The organism is Alsobacter soli (assembly GCF_003004785.1).
GTDB classification, from domain to species: Bacteria; Pseudomonadota; Alphaproteobacteria; order Rhizobiales; family Beijerinckiaceae; genus Alsobacter; species Alsobacter soli.
Map to the genome: position 1 here is coordinate 290,621 of NZ_PVZS01000002.1, position 16,988 is coordinate 307,608.

A 16,988-nucleotide genomic window follows, 5' to 3' on the forward strand; every position below is an offset into this window, starting at 1 on the left:
CGTCACAGAGAACTTATACGACCTTGAGCTTGATCTCGCCCAGGCCCTCGACCGAGCCGACCATGACGTCGCCGCGCTCCACCTTGCCGACGCCCTCGGGTGTGCCGGAGAAGATCACGTCGCCGGCCTTGAGCTCATAGAAGCGCGACAGGATCGCAATCTGCTCGGCCACGGACCAGATCATGTCCGAGAGGTCGCCGTGCTGCTTGGGCTGTCCGTTGACGGTCACCCCGATCGCGCCCTTTGAGGGGTGCCCGACCTCCTCGACGCGGTGGATCGGCCCGCAGGGGCCGGACAGGTCCGAGCTCTTGCCGGACTCCCACGGGCGGCGCAGCTGCTTCGCCTCGTCCTGAAGGTCTCGGCGGGTCATGTCGAGGCCGACGGCGTAGCCGAACACGTGGTTCAGGGCCTCGCTCTCCGGGATGTCGCGCCCGCCGGACTTCAACGCCACCACCATCTCGATCTCGTGGTGGTAGTTGGACGACTGCGGCGGGTAGGGATGCTCCACGGTCTGGCCGGCCGGCACGGGCTGCAGCGTGTCCGCCGCCTTGGCGAAGAAGAACGGCGGCTCGCGGGTCGGGTCCCCGCCCATCTCGCGGGCATGGGCGGCGTAGTTGCGGCCGATGCAGTAGACCCGGCGCACCGGAAACAGCTTGTCGGAGCCGGCCACCGGCAGGGCGGGGCGGGGCTCGATGGCGATGGCGTAGGACTCGGACATGGGGGCCTCGAAACGCGCGCCGCCACGGCCGGGATGGCGCTGGCGGCAAGCTCTGATAGAAGTCGCAGCCACGTGATGCAACACGGCGCCTTGCTCCCGCCACGCCGATCGGCGATCCCGCCCCCGCCTGCCTGAAGAAGCGACCCATGACCCAAGAGCCTCTCGCCGCGCCCGAGCCGAACGGAGACGCCGGCCTCCTCGAAGGCAAGCGCATGAAGGCGCTGAACCCCATCCTGAAGCTGGCGCTGGAGATGGGGCCCCTGGTGATCTTCTTCCTGGCCAACCAGCGCGCCGGCATCTTTGTGGCGACCGGCCTCTTCATGGCGGCGGTGCTGGCCTCGCTGGTCGTCTCCTATTCGCTGACGCGCCACCTTCCCATCATGCCGCTGGTCACGGCGGTGGTCGTGCTCGTCTTCGGCGGCCTGACGCTCTGGCTGCAGGATGATCACTTCATCAAGCTCAAGCCCACTATCGTGAACTCGCTGTTCGGCGCCGCTCTGCTGGGCGGCCTCGCCTTCGGTCGCCCGCTGCTGCCGGTGGTGCTCGATACTGTCTTCAACCTGGACGATGCAGGCTGGCGGAAGCTCACCTTCCGCTGGGGCGTGTTCTTCTTCGTGCTGGCCGCAATCAACGAGGTCGTCTGGCGCACCCAGACCACGGATTTCTGGGTCAATTTCAAGGTCTTCGGCATCATGCCTCTGACCCTGCTGTTCGCACTGTCGCAGACGCCCCTCATCCTCAAGCACGAGGTGAAGTCGGGCGAAGGCGCCGAATGAGGCGCGTCAACCCTTGCTTGCAGCCCTCTGAATCGCCTCGCGAAGCGGGCCCTTCAGCGCCTCGGGGCTGATGGGCCCGACCTGCTTGTAGGCGATGGTTCCGTCCGGCGCGATCACAAAGCTCTCCGGAACGCCATAGACGCCCCAGTCGATGGCCGAGCGCCCGGCCGCGTCGACGCCCACCGCCGCATAAGGGTTGCCGAGCGCGCCCAGGAAGCGGCGGGCGTTCTCCGGCTGGTCCTTGTAGTTGATGCCGACGAGCCGCACGCCAGGCGTCTTGGCGAGCTCCAGCAGGAGCGGGTGCTCCTCCCGGCACGGCGCGCACCAGGACGCGAAGACGTTCACCACCGTCACGCGGCCCTTCAGGTCCGCGGTGGAGAGGCCGGGCACGGGCTGGCCCTCCCGCTGCAGACCCTCCAGGCCAGGCAGCGCGAAGGCCGGCGCCGGCTTGCCGATCAGGGCCGAGGGCAACCGTGACTTGTCGGACCCGTCCAGCTGGCTGAAGAACAGCGCCGCCAGTCCGGCGAACACCAGAAGCGGCAGGGCCACGAACCAGCGGCCGCGGCGCGGCGCCTCGGCGGGCTCGGGGGCGGTCGCGTCGGCCATGTTCAGGCTCCCGTGGTGGGCTTCGCCGCCGAGCGCCGGCGCGCCCCGCGCTGCTCGAGCCGGGCGAGCTGGCCCTTGAGCGAGCGATGCTCCAGCGCCGCGCGCAGGATCAGCCCCAGGAAGACGGCGGCGGCCATCAGGTAGGCCGCCACGATGAAGCCGGTATGCGGATCAGGCATCAGCGCGCCTCCGGGAGGGCCTCAACGGGCGCCTCGGGCTCGCGCTGGGCGGCGAGCAGGCCAAGCGTGCGCACCCGGCGGCGCAGGATCTCGTTGCGCATGCCGGCGAGGTGCAGGGCCACGAACACGGCCGTGAAGCCGCCCGCCATGATCAGCAGCGGCCACAGCATGCTGGCGTCGATGGTGGACCCGCCCATGCGGAACACGCTCGCCGGCTGGTGCAGCGTGTTCCACCAGTCGACCGAGAACTTCACGATCGGGATGTTGATGAAGCCCACCAGCGTCAGGATGGCGACCGCGCGACCGGCGCGGGCTGGATCCTCGAAGGCGTTCCACAGCGCCATGACGCCGCAATACATCAGGAACAGCACCAGCACGGAGGTGAGGCGCGCGTCCCACACCCACCACGTGCCCCACATGGGCTTGCCCCACAGCGAGCCCGTGACGAGGCACAGCAGCGTGAAGGCCGCGCCCAGCGGCGCGGCGGCCTTCTGCGACACGTCGGCGAGCGGGTGGCGCCATACGAGCGTGCCCACGGCCGAGATCGCCATCAGGCTGTAGCAGGCCATGCCGAGCCAGGCGGCCGGCACGTGGATGTACATGATCTTCACCGTCTCGCCTTGCTGGTAGTCCGGCGGGGCGACGAAGAAGACGAGATACAGCCCGACCGCGATCCCCAGCGCGCCCAGCGCCCCGAAGGCCGGGATCAGCCGGCGGGCGAGATCGAGGAACAGCGTCGGGTTCGCGTAGCGCAGCATGGCCTGCTTGTAGTGCCGCCCGATCCCGTCGGCAATGCGACGAAACCCGCATGGTTGCGACTTGTCTCAGCCGTCATCCCCGGCGGCCTGCGCAGCAGGCCGGGAAGGGGATCCAGGGGCAGTGCGCGCCGCCCTGTCAAGGTGAGAGGCGCCCACCCTCCCCTGGAGGGGGAGGGTCGCCGCGAAGCGGCGGGGTGGGGTGAAAGCCGGGCTTGAAGCTCCCGGTTTAAACAAAAAAATGCACCCTCGCCGGGCGCGCGTCACCCCACCCCGCCGGCCTGCGGCCGTCGACCCTCCCCCTCAAGGGGAGGGTGCGCTTCGCGCCGCCCTTCTCACCGTCATCGCGAGGAGCGCAGCGACGAAGCGACCCAGGAGCCCCGCCCGCCTCTGGATTGCTTCGCTTCGCTCGCAAGGCCGAAAAAGGTTTAGCCGGCTTTCAACTCGCGCCCATCATGCGCGACGATGTCTACGTCGAGCAGGCGTCCGGGCTCCACGGCCGTCGCGAAGCGGACCGGCGTGAACGCCTCCGTGCGGCCAACCCCGCCGCGCTCGGTGAGCACGCGGTGGCTCCGCCCCACCTGTGCGGCCAGGAACCGCCTCAGCGCGTCGGCGCCCTTCTCCCGAAGCCGTCTTGCGCGCTCCTTCACGGCTTCCGGCGCCACGGCCGGCATGCGCGCGGCGGGCGTTCCGGGGCGGGGCGAGTATGGAAACACGTGCAACTGCGTCAGCTCGCACGCGTCCACCAGGTCCACCGAGCGTTCGAACATGGCCTCGGTCTCCGTCGGGAAGCCCGCGATGATGTCCGCGCCCAACGCGATCCCGGGCCTCAGCTCCCGCACGGTCTCGCAGAACCGGATCGCGTCTTTGCGCGAGTGGCGCCGCTTCATGCGCTTGAGGATCAGGTCGTCGCCAGCCTGCAGCGAGAGGTGCAGGTGCGGCATCAGCCGCCGCTCGGTCGCGAGCGCGTCCAGGAGGTCGTCGTCGGCCTCCACCGAGTCGATGGACGACAGGCGCAGCCTGTGCAGCCCGGGCGCGCGCCGCAGCACCGCCTTCACCAGCGCGCCCAGGCGCGGCTGTCCTTCGAGGTCCGCCCCATAGCTGGTGATGTCAACGCCCGTGAGCACCACCTCGGCGTAGCCGTTGTCCACGAGCCGTGCGACCTGGTCGGCCACGCTGTCGAGCGGAACGGAGCGGGAATCGCCCCTTCCAAAGGGGATCACGCAGAAGGTGCAGCGGTGGTCACAGCCGTTCTGCACCTGCACGAAGGCGCGCGTGCGCCACTCGAAGCCGTCCGGCGACACCTGCGGCGCGCCGCGAGCGGCCATGATGTCGGAAACCTGGACCCGCGCGGAATCCGGCCCCGCCAGCCGCGCCCAGGTCTCGGGCCGGAGCTTCTCGCCGTTGCCGACCACGTGGTTGACTTCCGGCATGGCGGCCAGCCGTTCGCCCTCGACGTTGGCGCCGCAGCCGGTCGCCACGATCCGCGCCTCGGGCCGCTCCCGCCTGACGCGCCGGATGGCCTGCCGCGCCTGCCGGGACGCCTCCGCGGTCACCGCGCAGGTGTTGACCACGACGAGCCCGTCAAGGCCGGCGGCGGTCGCCTCCCGCCGGATCGTCTCCGATTCCGCGATGTTCAGCCGGCACCCGAAGGTGAGGACGTCGACGCCGCTCTGTTCCCTTCGCCCCGGCCCGGCGAGATTGACGCCCGAAGGGCCGGATGAGGGGCTGCCCACCGGCCCCTCGCCCCAGTCCTCTCGCCGTGCCGGAGAGAGGAGGGCGGAACCGCTCCCGTCCACCTACGCCGCCCCGGCGAACAGGTCCGCCGTGAACACGCCCTCGTGCTCGAGCTCCGTCGGGCCCGTCATCAGCACGTGGCCGTCGCTTTCGCGCCAGTGGATCAGCAGGTCGCCGCCCGGCAGGGTGACCCGCACCTTGCGGCCGGTCAGGCCCTTGCGGGCCGCCGCGACCGCCGCCGCGCAGGCGGCGGACCCGCAGGCGCGCGTGAGGCCGACGCCGCGCTCCCAGACCTTGAGGATGAGCGACTCCGGCGAGGTCACCTGCGCCAGCGAGATGTTGGCCCGTTCGGGGAAGATGGGGTGATGCTCCAGCAGCGAGCCGACACGGGCGAGGTCGTGCGCCTCCACGTCGTCCACCCAGAAGATGGCGTGCGGGTTGCCCATGTTGACCACCGACGGCGTGTGGAGCACGGGCGCGTCGATGGGGCCGACCTGCAGCTCGATCCCGGTGGTGTCCCGGAACTCCTCGGCCAGCGGGATCTCGTCCCAGCGCAGGCGCGGAGCGCCCATGTCCACCGTGAAGTCCACATCGCTCTCGCGGCGGCAGGTCAGCAGGCCCGCCTTGGTCTCCAGCAGCAGGTCCTTGCGGTCCGTGCCGCGCGTCAGTGCCCAGGCCACGCAGCGCGTGCCGTTGCCGCAGGCGCCGGATTCGGAGCCGTCCGTGTTGAGGATGCGCATGAAGGCGTCCGTGCCGGGCGTCCGCGGGTCGTGCAGCACCATCAGCTGGTCGAATTGCGACCCCGGCGCCTGCGCGATCGCGCGCGCCTCCTCCGGCTGCACCCGGATGCGGGAGCCGCGCAGGTCGAGCACCACGATCTCGTTGCCGAGACCGTTCATCTTGAGGAAAGGACGGCCGACCAGGGCGCTCATGGGGCGTTTCACTGCAGTTGGCGCGGCCGAGCCTCCGCTCGCCGCGTGACGACTGCGCGACATATAGCAACCCCGGGCCGAAACGCGAGTCCGGCTAGGCGAGCGGAGGCGTGCAGCCTCGACCGACGCGCCCGCGCCGGCCTATCCTTCGGCTTGAGATCCATCATGATTCGCGCCCCCGGGCGCGCTAGCGCAAGGCGGCGGAACGAGCACATGGCGGCCAAGAAGACCCTGAACACCCTGTTGGCCGGCACGGCCGGCGCGCTCGCCATGGCGGCCGCCGCCTCCTTGGCCCTGGCCCAGACTGCCCCGGCGCCGCAGCCGGCCCAGAGCCAACCGTCGCCGCCGCCCGCAGCCGCTCCTGCGCCCGCGACCCCGGCCCCGGCCGCGCCTGCCGCCCCCACGCCCGCGGCTCCCGCAGCCCCTGCCCAACAGAGCCAGGCGCCGGGCGCGCCCGCGGCCCCGGCTCCCGCCCAGGCGGGCGACGTGACCACGCTGGCGCCCGCGCCGGCCGATCCGTCCACGCCGGACGAGGTGACCCTCGCCAGCAAGCCCGCCGCGGTGACTCGCGGCTCCGCCGCCTGGGACGAAGGGTACGACAAGCTCACCGAGGCCTTCCGCAAGCTGCAGTCCGAGATGGACAAGGCGGGGGTGAAGGTCACCGGCAAGCCCGTCGCCACCTTCCTGGAGACGGACGACAATGGCTTCCGCTTCGAGGCGCAGCTGCCCGTCGAGGCCGCGCCCGCGACGCGCCCGCAGGGGCTGGCCGATGACGTGCAGTTCGGCCAGACGCCGGCCGGCAAGGCCATCCGCTTCGTCCACAAGGCGCCCTACGACGACATCGACTCCACCTACGAGGCGGTCTCCGCCTACCTGGACGCCAAGGGAATCGAGGCGAAGGACAACTTCTCCGAGGAATACGTCACGCTCGGCGCCAACGCCGGCGACACGAACCTGGAGATCTACATCTACGTCCTGCCGAAGTAGGCGGGCGCCTCCGCCTGGCCGTCATTGCGAGCGCAGCGAAGCAATCCAGGGGTGACGGGGCGCCAACCTAACAGGCCGGCGCATGTGGCTCCTGGATTGCTTCGTCGCTGCGCTCCTCGCAAAGACGGGAGGGCGATCCGGCGGGCCTAGCCCAGCGCGTCCGCGACCGCCTTGGCGCATGTGACCGTGTTCGCCGGGCCCTTCAGGTCGCCCGTGCGCAGCTTGGGCTCGGACAGCACCGTCTCGATCGCCTTCACGATGGCGCGCCCGGCTTCGACCTCGCCCAGGTGCTCCAGCATCATGGCCGCCGACCAGATCTGCCCGATGGGGTTGGCGATGCCCTTTCCGGCGATGTCCGGGGCCGAGCCGTGCACCGGCTCGAACAGGGAAGGGAAGGTCCGCTCCGGGTTGATGTTGCCCGACGGCGCGATCGCGATGGTTCCCGTGCAGGCGGGGCCCAGGTCCGACAGGATGTCGCCGAAGAGGTTGGACGCCACCACCACGTCGAAGCGGTCCGGGTTCTGCACGAAGTGGGCCGTCAGGATGTCGATGTGGTACTTGTCCCACCGCACGTCCGGGTAGGCCTTCGCCATCTCCGCCACGCGCTCGTCCCAGTAGGGCATCGTGATCGCGATGCCGTTCGACTTGGTGGCCGAGGTGAGGTGCTTCTTCTCGCGCTTCTGGGCGAGGTCGAAGGCGAACTTCAGGATCCGGTCGGTGCCGTGCCGGGTGAAGATGCTCTCCTGGATCACGAACTCGCGGTCTGTGCCCGGGAACATGCGGCCGCCCACGGACGAGTACTCGCCCTCCGTGTTCTCGCGCACGACATAGAAATCGATGTCGCCCGGCTTGCGCCCGGCGAGCGGGGAGGGGACGCCCGGCATCAGCTTGCAGGGGCGCAGGTTCACGTACTGGTCGAACTCGCGCCGGAACAGGATCAGCGAGCCCCACAGCGACACGTGGTCGGGCACCGTGTCCGGCCAGCCCACCGCGCCGAAGAAGATGGCGTCGTGCTTGCCGATGCGCTCCTTCCAGTCCTCCGGCATCATGCGCCCGTGCCTGGCGTAGTAGTCGCAGGAGGCGAAATCGAAATCGTCGAGCTGCAGCTGGAAGCCGAACCGCTTCGCTGCGGCCTCGAGCACCCGCACGCCCTCCGGCACGGTCTCCTTTCCGATCCCGTCGCCGGGAATCACGGCGATGCGGTGGACGCGGTTGCTGCCGGCTGGGCTCATCGGGTCGTTTCCTCGTGTTTTCCGGGGCGGCGAGGCCGCCGACCGTCTTGATCTTGCGCGAGCGTATTGCAACAAATGACGGGAAGAAAACACCAAAAGCCGGCAGCCCACCCCTGCGTGGGCGACAACACGGCGCTTGGGGCCGGGAGGGATCATGACCGGGATGGACGAGGGCGTCGCGCGCCCAGGCGGCGCCTTGCGGGTGCGCAATCCGCAGGACGCGGGCGCGGGCTTGTTTCTGCTGGCGGTCGCCGCCTTCGCGCTATGGAAGGGCGCAGACCTGCCGCTCGGCACGCTCCGCTCCATGGGCGCCGGCATGCTGCCGACCTCGCTTGCGGTGCTCGTGGGAGCCTTCGGCCTGGCTCTCATCGGATTTTCTCTTGTCCAGGACGGCCCCGGCCTGGACCGCTGGCGCCTGCGCGGGCCGGTTTTCATCCTGGGCTCCGTGGTAGTCTTCGCCCTGCTGATCCGCACCGTCGGCCTCGCCGTTGCCGGCCCGGTCTCCATGCTGGTCAGCTGCTTCGCCACGGATGAGGTCCGCTGGAAGGAAGCCATCATCTTTTCGTTGGGCATGACGGCCTTCTGCATCCTCCTGTTCAAGGTGATGCTGTCCCTGCCCATCCCCGTCCTGACACTGTCCCTGCCCATCCCCCTCCGCTTCTGAGAAGACGCCATGGATCTCTTCAGCAACCTGGCGCTCGGCTTCTCCACCGTCCTGAAGCTCGTTCCCGTCAACGTGCCCGTTCTCGGGCTCATGCCGCTGCCGGTGAACATCCTGCTCTGCTTCGTCGGCTGCCTCATCGGCACGCTGATCGGGGTGCTGCCGGGCGTAGGGCCCATCGCCACCATCGCGATCCTTCTGCCGATCACCTTCGGCCTCGACCCGACCGGCGCGCTCATCATGCTGGCGGGCATCTACTACGGCGCGCAGTATGGCGGCTCGACCACGGCCATCCTGGTCAACATCCCGGGCGAGGCCACGTCCGTGGTGACCACGCTCGACGGGCATCAGATGGCGAAGCAGGGCCGCGCCGGCGTGGCGCTCGGCATCGCGGCCATCGGATCCTTCTTCGCCGGATGCGTGGCCACGGTGGTGATCGCCGCGCTCGGCCTGCCGCTCACCAAGCTCGCCCTGCTGTTCGGCCCGGCCGAGTATTTCTCGCTGATGGTGATGGGCCTCGTCTTCGCGGTCGTGCTGGCGCGCGGCTCGGTGATGAAGGCGCTCGCCATGATCGTGCTGGGCCTCCTGCTCTCCACGGTCGGCCAGGACCTCGAGTCGGGCCAGGAGCGCCTGACCCTCGGCCTCCAGGACCTCTCCGACGGCATCGATTTCGCCGTGCTCGCCATGGGGCTGTTCGGCTTCGCCGAGATCCTGCGCAACCTGGAGAGCCCCGAGACGCGCGATGTCGTGAAGGGCGCCATCGGCCGCCTGCTGCCGAGCCGGCAGGACTTCCGGGAATCCTTCTGGCCTGTCGTGCGCGGCACCGGGCTCGGGGCGATCCTGGGCATCCTGCCCGGCAACGGCGCGGTGCTCGGCCCCTTCGCGTCCTACACGCTGGAGAAGAAGATCGCCAAGGAGCCCCGCCGCTTCGGGCGTGGAGCCATCGAGGGCGTGGCGGGCCCGGAATCGGCCAACAACGCCGGCGCGCAAACCGCCTTCATCCCGCTGCTGACCCTCGGCATCCCGCCGAACGCCGTCATGGCCCTGATGGTCGGCGCCATGACCATCCATGGCATCATTCCGGGCCCGCAGGTGATGACCAAGAACCCCACCCTGTTCTGGGGCATGGTGGTCTCCATGTGGGTCGGCAACCTGATGCTGCTGGTCATCAACCTGCCGCTGGTCGGCCTGTGGGTGAAGCTCCTGAAGGTGCCCTACCGGCTGATGTTCCCGGCCATCCTGATCTTCTGCTGCATCGGGATCTACAGCATCAACAACAACCCCGCGGACGTCCTGTTCACGGCCTTCTTCGGCCTCGTGGGCTACGTGCTGATCAAGTTCAGCTTCGAGCCCGCGCCGCTGCTGCTCGGCTTCGTGCTCGGCAAGCTCATGGAGGAGAAGCTCCGGCAGGCTCTGATCCTGTCACGCGGCAGCTTCTCCACATTCGTTGAGCGGCCGGTCTCGGCCGGCCTGCTCGTTGTCGCCGCCATCATGCTCGTGCTGGCCCTGCTGCCGTCGATCCAGAAGGGCCGCGAGGAGGTGTTCACCGAATAGCGCGGCCAGGAAAGGCCGGCGCCCAACCGAACAAGAGCGCCTGAAGGCGCCGTTCACGAAAAGGAATCGCCATGAAATCCCTGCTTATCGCCGCCGCGGCTCTCCTGGCCACGGCCGTTCCGGGCCTCGCCCAGGACTATCCGACCAAGCCCATCACCCTGATCGTGCCCTTCGCGGCCGGCGGTCCCACGGACGTGGTCGCCCGCATCGTGGGCGAGCACATGTCCCGCACGCTCGGCCAGCAGATCGTCGTCGAGAACGTGGCCGGCGCCGGCGGCACCACGGGCACGACCCGCACGGCCCAGGCGGCGCCCGACGGCTATACGATCATGATGGGCCACATGGGCACCCACGGCGCCGCGCCGGCCCTGTACCCCAACCTGAAATACGATCCCACCAAGGACTTCGAGCCGATCGGCATGGCCGCCGGCACGCCCATCCTGATCGTCGCCAGGAAGGACCTTCCCCCGAAGGACCTGAAGGAGTTCGTGGCCTACGCCAAGCAGCAGAACGACAAGCTCAACGAGGCGCACGCCGGCATCGGCTCCGTGTCGCACAGCACCTGCGTGATGCTGAACGTGCAACTCGGCATCAAGCCCACGGCGGTCCCCTACAAGGGCACCGGCCCGGCCCTGAACGACCTCGTCGCCGGCCAGGTCGACTTCATGTGCGACCAGATCGTCAACCTCGTCGAGCAGATCAAGGCGGGCTCGATCAAGGCGTATGCCGTCGCCACCCCGGACCGCTCGCCGGCGCTGCCGGATGTGCCGACCACCAAGGAGGCGGGCCTGCCCGAGTACCAGGTCAGCGCCTGGAACGCGCTGTTCGCGCCGAAGGCCACCCCGGACTCGATCACCGCCAAGCTGAACGCCGCGCTGGTGAAGGCCCTGACGGACGAGAACACGAAGAAGCGCCTCCTGGACCTCGGCGGCGTGCTGCCGGACGAGAAGGGCCGCACCCGCGAAGCCCTGAAGACCTTCGTGGCCTCCGAAGTCGCCCGCTGGACCCCGGTGCTGAAGTCCGCCGGCGTCACCGCCCAGTGACCTCGGACGTCTTTGCGAGGAGCAAAGCGACGACGCAATCCAGGGGGCGCGCCCACTCTGCTTGAGTTGCTGCGATCGCAAGGACGCAACCATGACCGTCATGGCCGGGCTTGTCCCGGCCATCCACGCCTCGCCGCCCTGGCTCCCCAGGACAAGCCCGGGGAAGACGGCCAGGGAGGCGCGCCTGACCTGACGCTCCAGTCGCGAGGGCGGACCTGAGGCCCTGCCAACCTTAGCCGTCATCCCCGGCGGCGCGAAGCGCCTGGAAGGGGATCCAGGGCCATGCGCGCTTGCCCTGGATCCCATTCCCCTCCGCCGCTGCGCGGCTCCGGCCGGGGATGCCAGCGCATTTCGACCCTCAAAGAAAAACCCGGCTGGGGCATCCAGCCGGGTTCTGCGTCTCCGGGGGCTTCCGGAGTGAAAGCGTCAAGCGNCCAGCGCATTTCGACCCTCAAAGAAAAACCCGGCTGGGGCATCCAGCCGGGTTCTGCGTCTCCGGGGGCTTCCGGAGTGAAAGCGTCAAGCGCCGCGGGGCTGGACCCGCGCTGCCATGTCTCCGGTCGGGAGCGCCGCGCGGCTCCAGGCGTGGCGGGCGAAGAGGACGAAGAAGCAGATGATGCCCGAGAAGACCATCAGCGACCCGATGATGGCCCCGGCCGGCTTCTCGTAGAACTGCGCGAAGGGCAGGCCGACCAGGAACACCGGCAGGCCGGTCATGGCGAGCCAGAACTGAACCGTCGCCAGCTTGCTCCGCCGCAGCTCCGGCCAGCTGCGATGGACGAGGCCGTAAAGCGCCATGGTCGCCCAGCCGAGCAGGTTGATGTGCGCATGGAGGTGCGCATAGGCGAAGTTCTGCGCTACGCCCATGCCGATGCCCAGGCCCACGCCCACGATGGCGTACAGGAGGGCGAAGCTGATGAAGAGGGTGTCGATCTTGGCCATGGGGGACTCTCCCGCGGCGTCGTTGGCCGCTGCGACCCTTCAACCATGGCGTGTGTCACCGGCATGTGCGCCATCACACATGCGTGATCGCGTCATCGCGGCGTATGCGCCTTGAGGAAAAGGTCCACCGCCGCCGTTACGACCCGCTCGACCCGGGCGTCGAACTCCTCCGGGGGCGGCTCCAGGCCGAACAGGGCAGGGCGGACCAGGCCCGTCTGGTAGAGGTCGAGCAACTGGTTCGCGGCCAGGCGGGTATCATCGATCGACAGCGCCCCGCGCTCCACCATGCGGTCCAGGAAGCCCGCCATGGTCTGGATCATGGTCGCCGGGCCGCGCCCGTAGAAGGCCCGCCCCACCTCGGGCATCCGCTCCGCGATGGCGATGGCGGCCCGCATGGCGGCGACCGTCTTTGTTTTCAGGATGAAGGTGACGAGGGCCTTGCCGAACGCGATCAGGGTCTCGCGCAGGTCGGCCTCGGGGTCCAGCGCGATCAGCCGGTCGAGGTGCATGCGCCGCTCTTCTTCCATGATGGCGCAGAAGAGCTGCTCCTTGTTCTCGAAATAGACGTAGAGCGTGCCCTTGGAGACGCCGGCGCGCTTGGCGATCTCGCCCATGCTGGCGCTGTCGAAGCCGCGCTCGAGGAAGAGCGCGCGCGCGCCGTCGACGATCTGGCGCCGCTTGGCCGGATCGCTGCCCTCTTGCCGTGGCTGCTCGCGCCCTATCTCTCCCCCGTCGTTCGAGGGCAGGGTGGACGCGGCTTCCTGTGCGGGGCCTCTGCTCATCTTTTAGGCAAACCTCAGAATTTTGACCGAACCGTTCGGTCAGCCCTTGATATCGGCGACGAAGCCCCATATTGCAAGAGCCAATTGACCGAACCGTTCGGTTCGATGCGGCGTCCCCCGCGCGCCGAGGAGTTGACCCCATGTCCGAGACTTCCGGATCCCCTGTTCTGGATCGTAAGCCTGATTCCCCCTTGGGCGCACCGGCGGAGCAGCCCCGCACGGGCGGCGAGATGGTGGCGGCCCAGGGAGGCGCCGCGGCGGCGCGGGGCCTGGACGGCCAGGTGATCCCGCCCAAGCGCTCCAAGAAGAAGCTCGTTCTCACGGCCCTGCTGCTGGCCGCGATCGGCGGAGGCGGCTGGTTCGGCTACGGCTGGTGGACCCATGGCCGTTTCGTGGTCTCCACCGACGACGCCTACGTCAAGGCGGACGTCACGACGCTGGCCGCCAAGGTGGCCGGCTATGTCACGGCCGTGCCCTTCGCCAACAACGCATCCGTGAAGGCCGGCGATGTGATCGCCCGCATCGACGACGGCGACTACAAGCTGGCCGTCGAGGCCGCGAAGGGCAAGGTGGAAACCCAGCAGGCGACCATCGAGCGCCTCGGCCGTACGATCGAGGCCCAGACGGCCACGCTCGGCCAGGCCCGCGCCCAGCAGGCGGCGGCCGAGGCGGAGCAGACCCGCGCTGCCGCGGACTTCGCCCGCGCCCAGGCCCTGGCCGCCAGCGACTTCGGCTCCAAGCAGCGCCTCGACCAGGCCCGGGCCGACCGCGACCGCGCGGTCGCCAGCGTCGAGTCCGCCAAGGCCGCCATCGCCAGCGCCGAGGCCGGCGTGTCCGTCGCCAAGGCGCAGCAGGGGGAGGCGCGCCGCCAGCTCGACGAGCTCAGGACGGCCCTCGCCAAGGCCGAGCGGGACCTGTCCTTCACGGTGATCACCGCCCCGGTGGACGGCGTCATCGGCAACCGCGCCGTGGAGGTCGGCAACTACGTCCAGCCCGGGACGCGCCTCGCCGCGCTCGTGCCGCTGGGCTCGGTCTACGTGGAGGCCAACTTCAAGGAGACCCAGCTCGCCCGCATCCAGCCCGGCCAGAAGGTCGAGGTGGAGGTGGACGCGCTGCCAGGCCACACGCTGGAGGGTCGCGTCGAGAGCTTCGCCCCGGGCTCGGGCTCCATCTTCAGCCTGCTGCCGCCCGAGAACGCGACGGGCAACTTCACCAAGATCGTGCAGCGCGTCCCGGTCCGCATCGCCGTACCCGAGGATATCGCCCGGCAGGGCCTGCTGCGGCCGGGACTGTCGGTCGTCGCCAACGTCTGGACCAAGCGCGACGGCGTCGAGCAGGGCGGCGCGCAGGCCGCGACCCGGAGCGCCGACGCCGCGCAGTAGCCGGCCCGGGCCCTCCGGACGCAGGGCAAGATGGGAGAAGGTCCATGACCGACGCCGCCGCCAACCCGCGCTCTGTCCCGGCCCCCGCCCGGCCGGCCGCAGCCGCGCACCCGGACCGCATCGACCCGCGGCGGCTGGTCGCCTTCATGGCCATGGTGTTCGGGATGTTCATGGCCATCCTGGACATCCAGATCGTCTCGGCGTCGCTGGCCGAGATCCAGGCCGGCCTGTCCGCCTCCGCGGACGAGATCTCCTGGGTCCAGACCGCCTACCTGATCGCCGAAGTGATCATGATCCCGCTCTCGGGCTTCCTCGGGCGGGCCTTCTCCACGCGCTACCTCTTCGCCATCTCGGCCGCGGGCTTCACCATGGCGAGCGCGCTCTGCGCCACGGCGACCAGCCTGGAGCAGATGATCGTCTACCGCGCCATCCAGGGCTTCATCGGCGGGGGCATGATCCCGAGCGTCTTCGCCGCGGCCTTCACCATCTTCCCGCCCTCCAAGCGCAACCTGGTGTCGCCCCTGATCGGCCTCGTCGCGACGCTCGCGCCCACCATCGGCCCCACGGTCGGCGGCTACCTCACCGAGCTGTTCTCCTGGCACTGGCTGTTCCTGGTGAACGTCATCCCGGGCGTCTGCGTGACCATCGCCACGTACGCGCTGGTCGACTTCGACAAGCCTGACCTCAAGCTGCTCGAGCGCTTCGACTGGTGGGGCCTCGCCTTCATGGGCGCCTTCCTGGGCAGCCTGGAATACGTGCTGGAGGAGGGCCCGACCAAGGACTGGTTCCAGGAGCCCCTCATCGTCGCCTTCACGGCCGTGCTGGTGGTCTCCGGCGTCGCCTTCTTCGTGCGGGTGCTCACCGCGGACGAGCCCATCGTCGACCTCTACGCCTTCAAGGACCGCAACTTCGCCGGCGGCTCGGCCTTCTCCTTCGTGCTCGGCATCGGCCTCTATGGGCTGACCTATCTCTACCCGGTCTATCTCGGCCGCGTGCGCGGCTACTCGGCCCTGCAGATCGGCGAGACCATGTTCGTCACCGGCGTCTGCATGTTCTTCATGGCCCCGGTCGCCGGCCGCCTCTCGGCGAAGCTCGACCCGCGCGTGATGCTGGCGATCGGCCTGTGCGGCTTCGCCGGCGGCACCTGGATCGCCTCCGGCATCACGAAGGACTGGGACTTCGACGAGCTGCTCTGGCCCCAGATCCTGCGCGGCTGCTCGCTCATGCTCTGCATGGTGCCGATCAACAACCTGGCGCTGGGCACGCTCCCGCCGGCGCGCCTCAAGAACGCGTCGGGCCTCTACAACCTCACCCGCAACCTGGGCGGCGCGGTGGGCCTCGCCATCATCAACACGGTGCTGAACGACCGCATGGACCTGCACCTGGCGCGCCTGCACGAGAAGGTGACCTGGAGCAGCCAGAAGGCGCTGGAGACCCTGGCCGGCCTTCAGGGCGCCCTGTCCAGCCTCGGCTCGGACGCGGAGCTAGCCGCCACCAGGAAGCTGGCCCAGATCGTGCGCATGCAGGCCCAGGTGATGGCCTTCGGGGACGCCTTCCTGCTGCTGACCATTCTGTTCCTGGCCACCGGCATGATGGTCTTCGTGCTGCGCAAGCCGGCCCCGCCCAAGCCCGGCGCCGCGCCCGGCGGCGGACACTGACGGGCCATGTCGCTTGTGAGGTAGACCGCGGGGGCGCGGGCATTATGCTCCGGCGCAAACCCACCGGAGACTGCCCATGAAGACCCGCGCCGCCGTCGCCTTCGCCGCCAACAAGCCGCTCGAGATCGTGGAACTCGATCTCGAGGGGCCCCGCGCCGGCGAGGTCCTGATCGAGGTGAAGGCGACCGGCATCTGCCACACCGACTACTACACCCTGTCGGGCGCCGACCCGGAAGGCCTGTTCCCGGCCGTTCTCGGCCACGAGGGCGCGGGCGTGGTGGTGGACTGCGGCCCGGGCGTCACGTCCCTGCGCAAGGGCGACCACGTCATTCCGCTCTACACGCCCGAGTGCCGCGAGTGCGAATACTGCCTCTCGCGCAAGACCAATCTCTGCCAGAAGATCCGCGTCACCCAGGGCCGGGGGCTGATGCCGGACGGCTCGAGCCGCTTCACCTTCGAGGGCAAGCCGGTGCTCCACTACATGGGCACCTCGACCTTCTCGAACTACATCGTCGTGCCCGAGATCGCCGTGGCCAAGATCCGGCCCGACGCGCCCTTCGACAAGGTCTGCTACATCGGCTGCGGCGTCACCACCGGCATCGGCGCCGTGATCTGGACCGCCAAGGTGGAGGCCGGCGCCCGCGCGGTGGTGTTCGGCCTGGGCGGCATCGGCCTCAACGTGATCCAGGGCCTGCGCATGGTCGGGGCCGAGCAGATCATCGGCGTGGACGTCAACCCGTCCAAGAAGGAGCTGGCGACCAAATTCGGCATGACCGACTTCGTCAACCCGACCGAGGTCGAGGGCGACCTCGTCGCCCACCTCGTCGAACTCACCAAGGGCGGCGCCGACTACTCCTTCGACTGCACCGGCAACGTGAAGGTCATGCGCCAGGCGCTCGAGTGCTGCCACAAGGGCTGGGGCCAGTCGATCATCATCGGCGTGGCGCCCGCCGGCGCCGAGATCGCCACCCGGCCGTTCCAGCTGGTCACGGGCCGCGTCTGGAAGGGATCGGCCTTCGGCGGCGCCCGCGGCCGCACGGACGT

The 16,988-nt window shown here is 69.5% G+C and carries 17 protein-coding genes; 8 read left to right on the forward strand and 9 right to left on the reverse strand.

The genetic code is table 11. The features are described 5' to 3' along the window. Nucleotides 1-13 precede the first annotated feature (13 nt). The gene (locus tag SLNSH_RS02920) at nt 14-718 is read right to left on the reverse strand and encodes a fumarylacetoacetate hydrolase family protein (protein ID WP_106335142.1); all 705 of its coding nucleotides are present in this window, start codon (nt 716-718) and stop codon (nt 14-16) included. A gap of 212 nt (nt 719-930) precedes the next feature. Here SLNSH_RS02920 and SLNSH_RS02925 point away from each other — a divergent pair, with 212 nt between their 5' ends. Next, on the forward strand, nt 931-1,494 hold the full coding sequence (locus SLNSH_RS02925) for a septation protein A (protein WP_106335189.1): 564 nt from the start codon (nt 931-933) through the stop codon (nt 1,492-1,494). Nucleotides 1,495-1,500: 6 nt separating this feature from the next. Here SLNSH_RS02925 and SLNSH_RS02930 read toward each other — a convergent pair whose 3' ends face one another. From SLNSH_RS02930 to dapF, 5 genes are all read right to left on the reverse strand, one after another. After that, complete coding sequence (locus SLNSH_RS02930) at nt 1,501-2,100, reverse strand: DsbE family thiol:disulfide interchange protein (protein ID WP_106335143.1); 600 nt, start codon at nt 2,098-2,100, stop codon at nt 1,501-1,503. 2 nt (nt 2,101-2,102) lie between these two features. Then, nucleotides 2,103-2,279 carry a heme exporter protein CcmD gene (gene ccmD, locus SLNSH_RS02935; protein WP_106335144.1) on the reverse strand — a complete coding sequence of 59 codons (177 nt, stop codon included), beginning with the start codon at nt 2,277-2,279 and terminating at the stop codon, nt 2,103-2,105. After that, entirely contained in the window at nt 2,279-3,037 is a 759-nt protein-coding gene (locus tag SLNSH_RS02940) for a heme ABC transporter permease (protein WP_106335145.1), read from the reverse strand. The genes ccmD and SLNSH_RS02940 overlap by 1 nt, the downstream gene beginning before the upstream one ends. Before the next feature lie 425 nt (nt 3,038-3,462). After that, on the reverse strand, nt 3,463-4,770 hold the full coding sequence (gene mtaB / locus SLNSH_RS02945; protein ID WP_106335146.1) for a tRNA (N(6)-L-threonylcarbamoyladenosine(37)-C(2))-methylthiotransferase MtaB: 1,308 nt from the start codon (nt 4,768-4,770) through the stop codon (nt 3,463-3,465). Nucleotides 4,771-4,833: 63 nt separating this feature from the next. Next, nucleotides 4,834-5,703 carry a diaminopimelate epimerase gene (dapF, locus tag SLNSH_RS02950; protein ID WP_106335147.1) on the reverse strand — a complete coding sequence of 290 codons (870 nt, stop codon included), beginning with the start codon at nt 5,701-5,703 and terminating at the stop codon, nt 4,834-4,836. A gap of 213 nt (nt 5,704-5,916) precedes the next feature. Between dapF and SLNSH_RS24815 the strand changes: the two genes are divergently transcribed. Beyond that, nucleotides 5,917-6,690: a GyrI-like domain-containing protein gene (locus tag SLNSH_RS24815; RefSeq protein WP_158266653.1), complete on the forward strand. Its 774-nt coding sequence runs from the start codon at nt 5,917-5,919 to the stop codon at nt 6,688-6,690. Between the two features lie 146 nt (nt 6,691-6,836). Here SLNSH_RS24815 and SLNSH_RS02965 read toward each other — a convergent pair whose 3' ends face one another. Beyond that, on the reverse strand, nt 6,837-7,922 hold the full coding sequence (locus tag SLNSH_RS02965) for a tartrate dehydrogenase (RefSeq protein WP_106335150.1): 1,086 nt from the start codon (nt 7,920-7,922) through the stop codon (nt 6,837-6,839). A 154-nt stretch (nt 7,923-8,076) separates the two neighbouring features. Between SLNSH_RS02965 and SLNSH_RS02970 the strand changes: the two genes are divergently transcribed. From SLNSH_RS02970 to SLNSH_RS02980, 3 genes are all read left to right on the forward strand, one after another. Beyond that, on the forward strand, nt 8,077-8,586 hold the full coding sequence (locus SLNSH_RS02970; protein WP_106335151.1) for a tripartite tricarboxylate transporter TctB family protein: 510 nt from the start codon (nt 8,077-8,079) through the stop codon (nt 8,584-8,586). A gap of 9 nt (nt 8,587-8,595) precedes the next feature. Next, a complete protein-coding gene (locus SLNSH_RS02975) occupies nt 8,596-10,137 on the forward strand; it encodes a tripartite tricarboxylate transporter permease (protein WP_196240201.1) in 1,542 nt (513 codons plus the stop codon). Between the two features lie 71 nt (nt 10,138-10,208). Then, entirely contained in the window at nt 10,209-11,180 is a 972-nt protein-coding gene (locus SLNSH_RS02980) for a tripartite tricarboxylate transporter substrate-binding protein (protein WP_106335152.1), read from the forward strand. Nucleotides 11,181-11,699: 519 nt separating this feature from the next. On the opposite strand, the gene SLNSH_RS02985 is transcribed toward SLNSH_RS02980, so the two are convergent. Further along, a complete protein-coding gene (locus SLNSH_RS02985; RefSeq protein ID WP_106335153.1) occupies nt 11,700-12,122 on the reverse strand; it encodes a cytochrome-c oxidase in 423 nt (140 codons plus the stop codon). 92 nt (nt 12,123-12,214) lie between these two features. Then, on the reverse strand, nt 12,215-12,904 hold the full coding sequence (locus SLNSH_RS02990) for a TetR/AcrR family transcriptional regulator (protein WP_106335154.1): 690 nt from the start codon (nt 12,902-12,904) through the stop codon (nt 12,215-12,217). 140 nt (nt 12,905-13,044) lie between these two features. Between SLNSH_RS02990 and SLNSH_RS02995 the strand changes: the two genes are divergently transcribed. The 3 genes from SLNSH_RS02995 to SLNSH_RS03005 form a co-directional block, all read left to right on the forward strand. Beyond that, nucleotides 13,045-14,286 carry an HlyD family secretion protein gene (locus SLNSH_RS02995; RefSeq protein WP_106335155.1) on the forward strand — a complete coding sequence of 414 codons (1,242 nt, stop codon included), beginning with the start codon at nt 13,045-13,047 and terminating at the stop codon, nt 14,284-14,286. Nucleotides 14,287-14,330: 44 nt separating this feature from the next. Further along, nucleotides 14,331-15,944 (forward strand): DHA2 family efflux MFS transporter permease subunit, encoded by a 1,614-nt coding sequence (locus SLNSH_RS03000; protein WP_106335156.1) that lies wholly within the window; start codon nt 14,331-14,333, stop codon nt 15,942-15,944. 76 nt (nt 15,945-16,020) lie between these two features. Continuing rightward, nucleotides 16,021-16,988 (forward strand): S-(hydroxymethyl)glutathione dehydrogenase/class III alcohol dehydrogenase (locus SLNSH_RS03005; protein WP_106335157.1); only part of this gene is annotated, 968 nt, incomplete at its 3' end.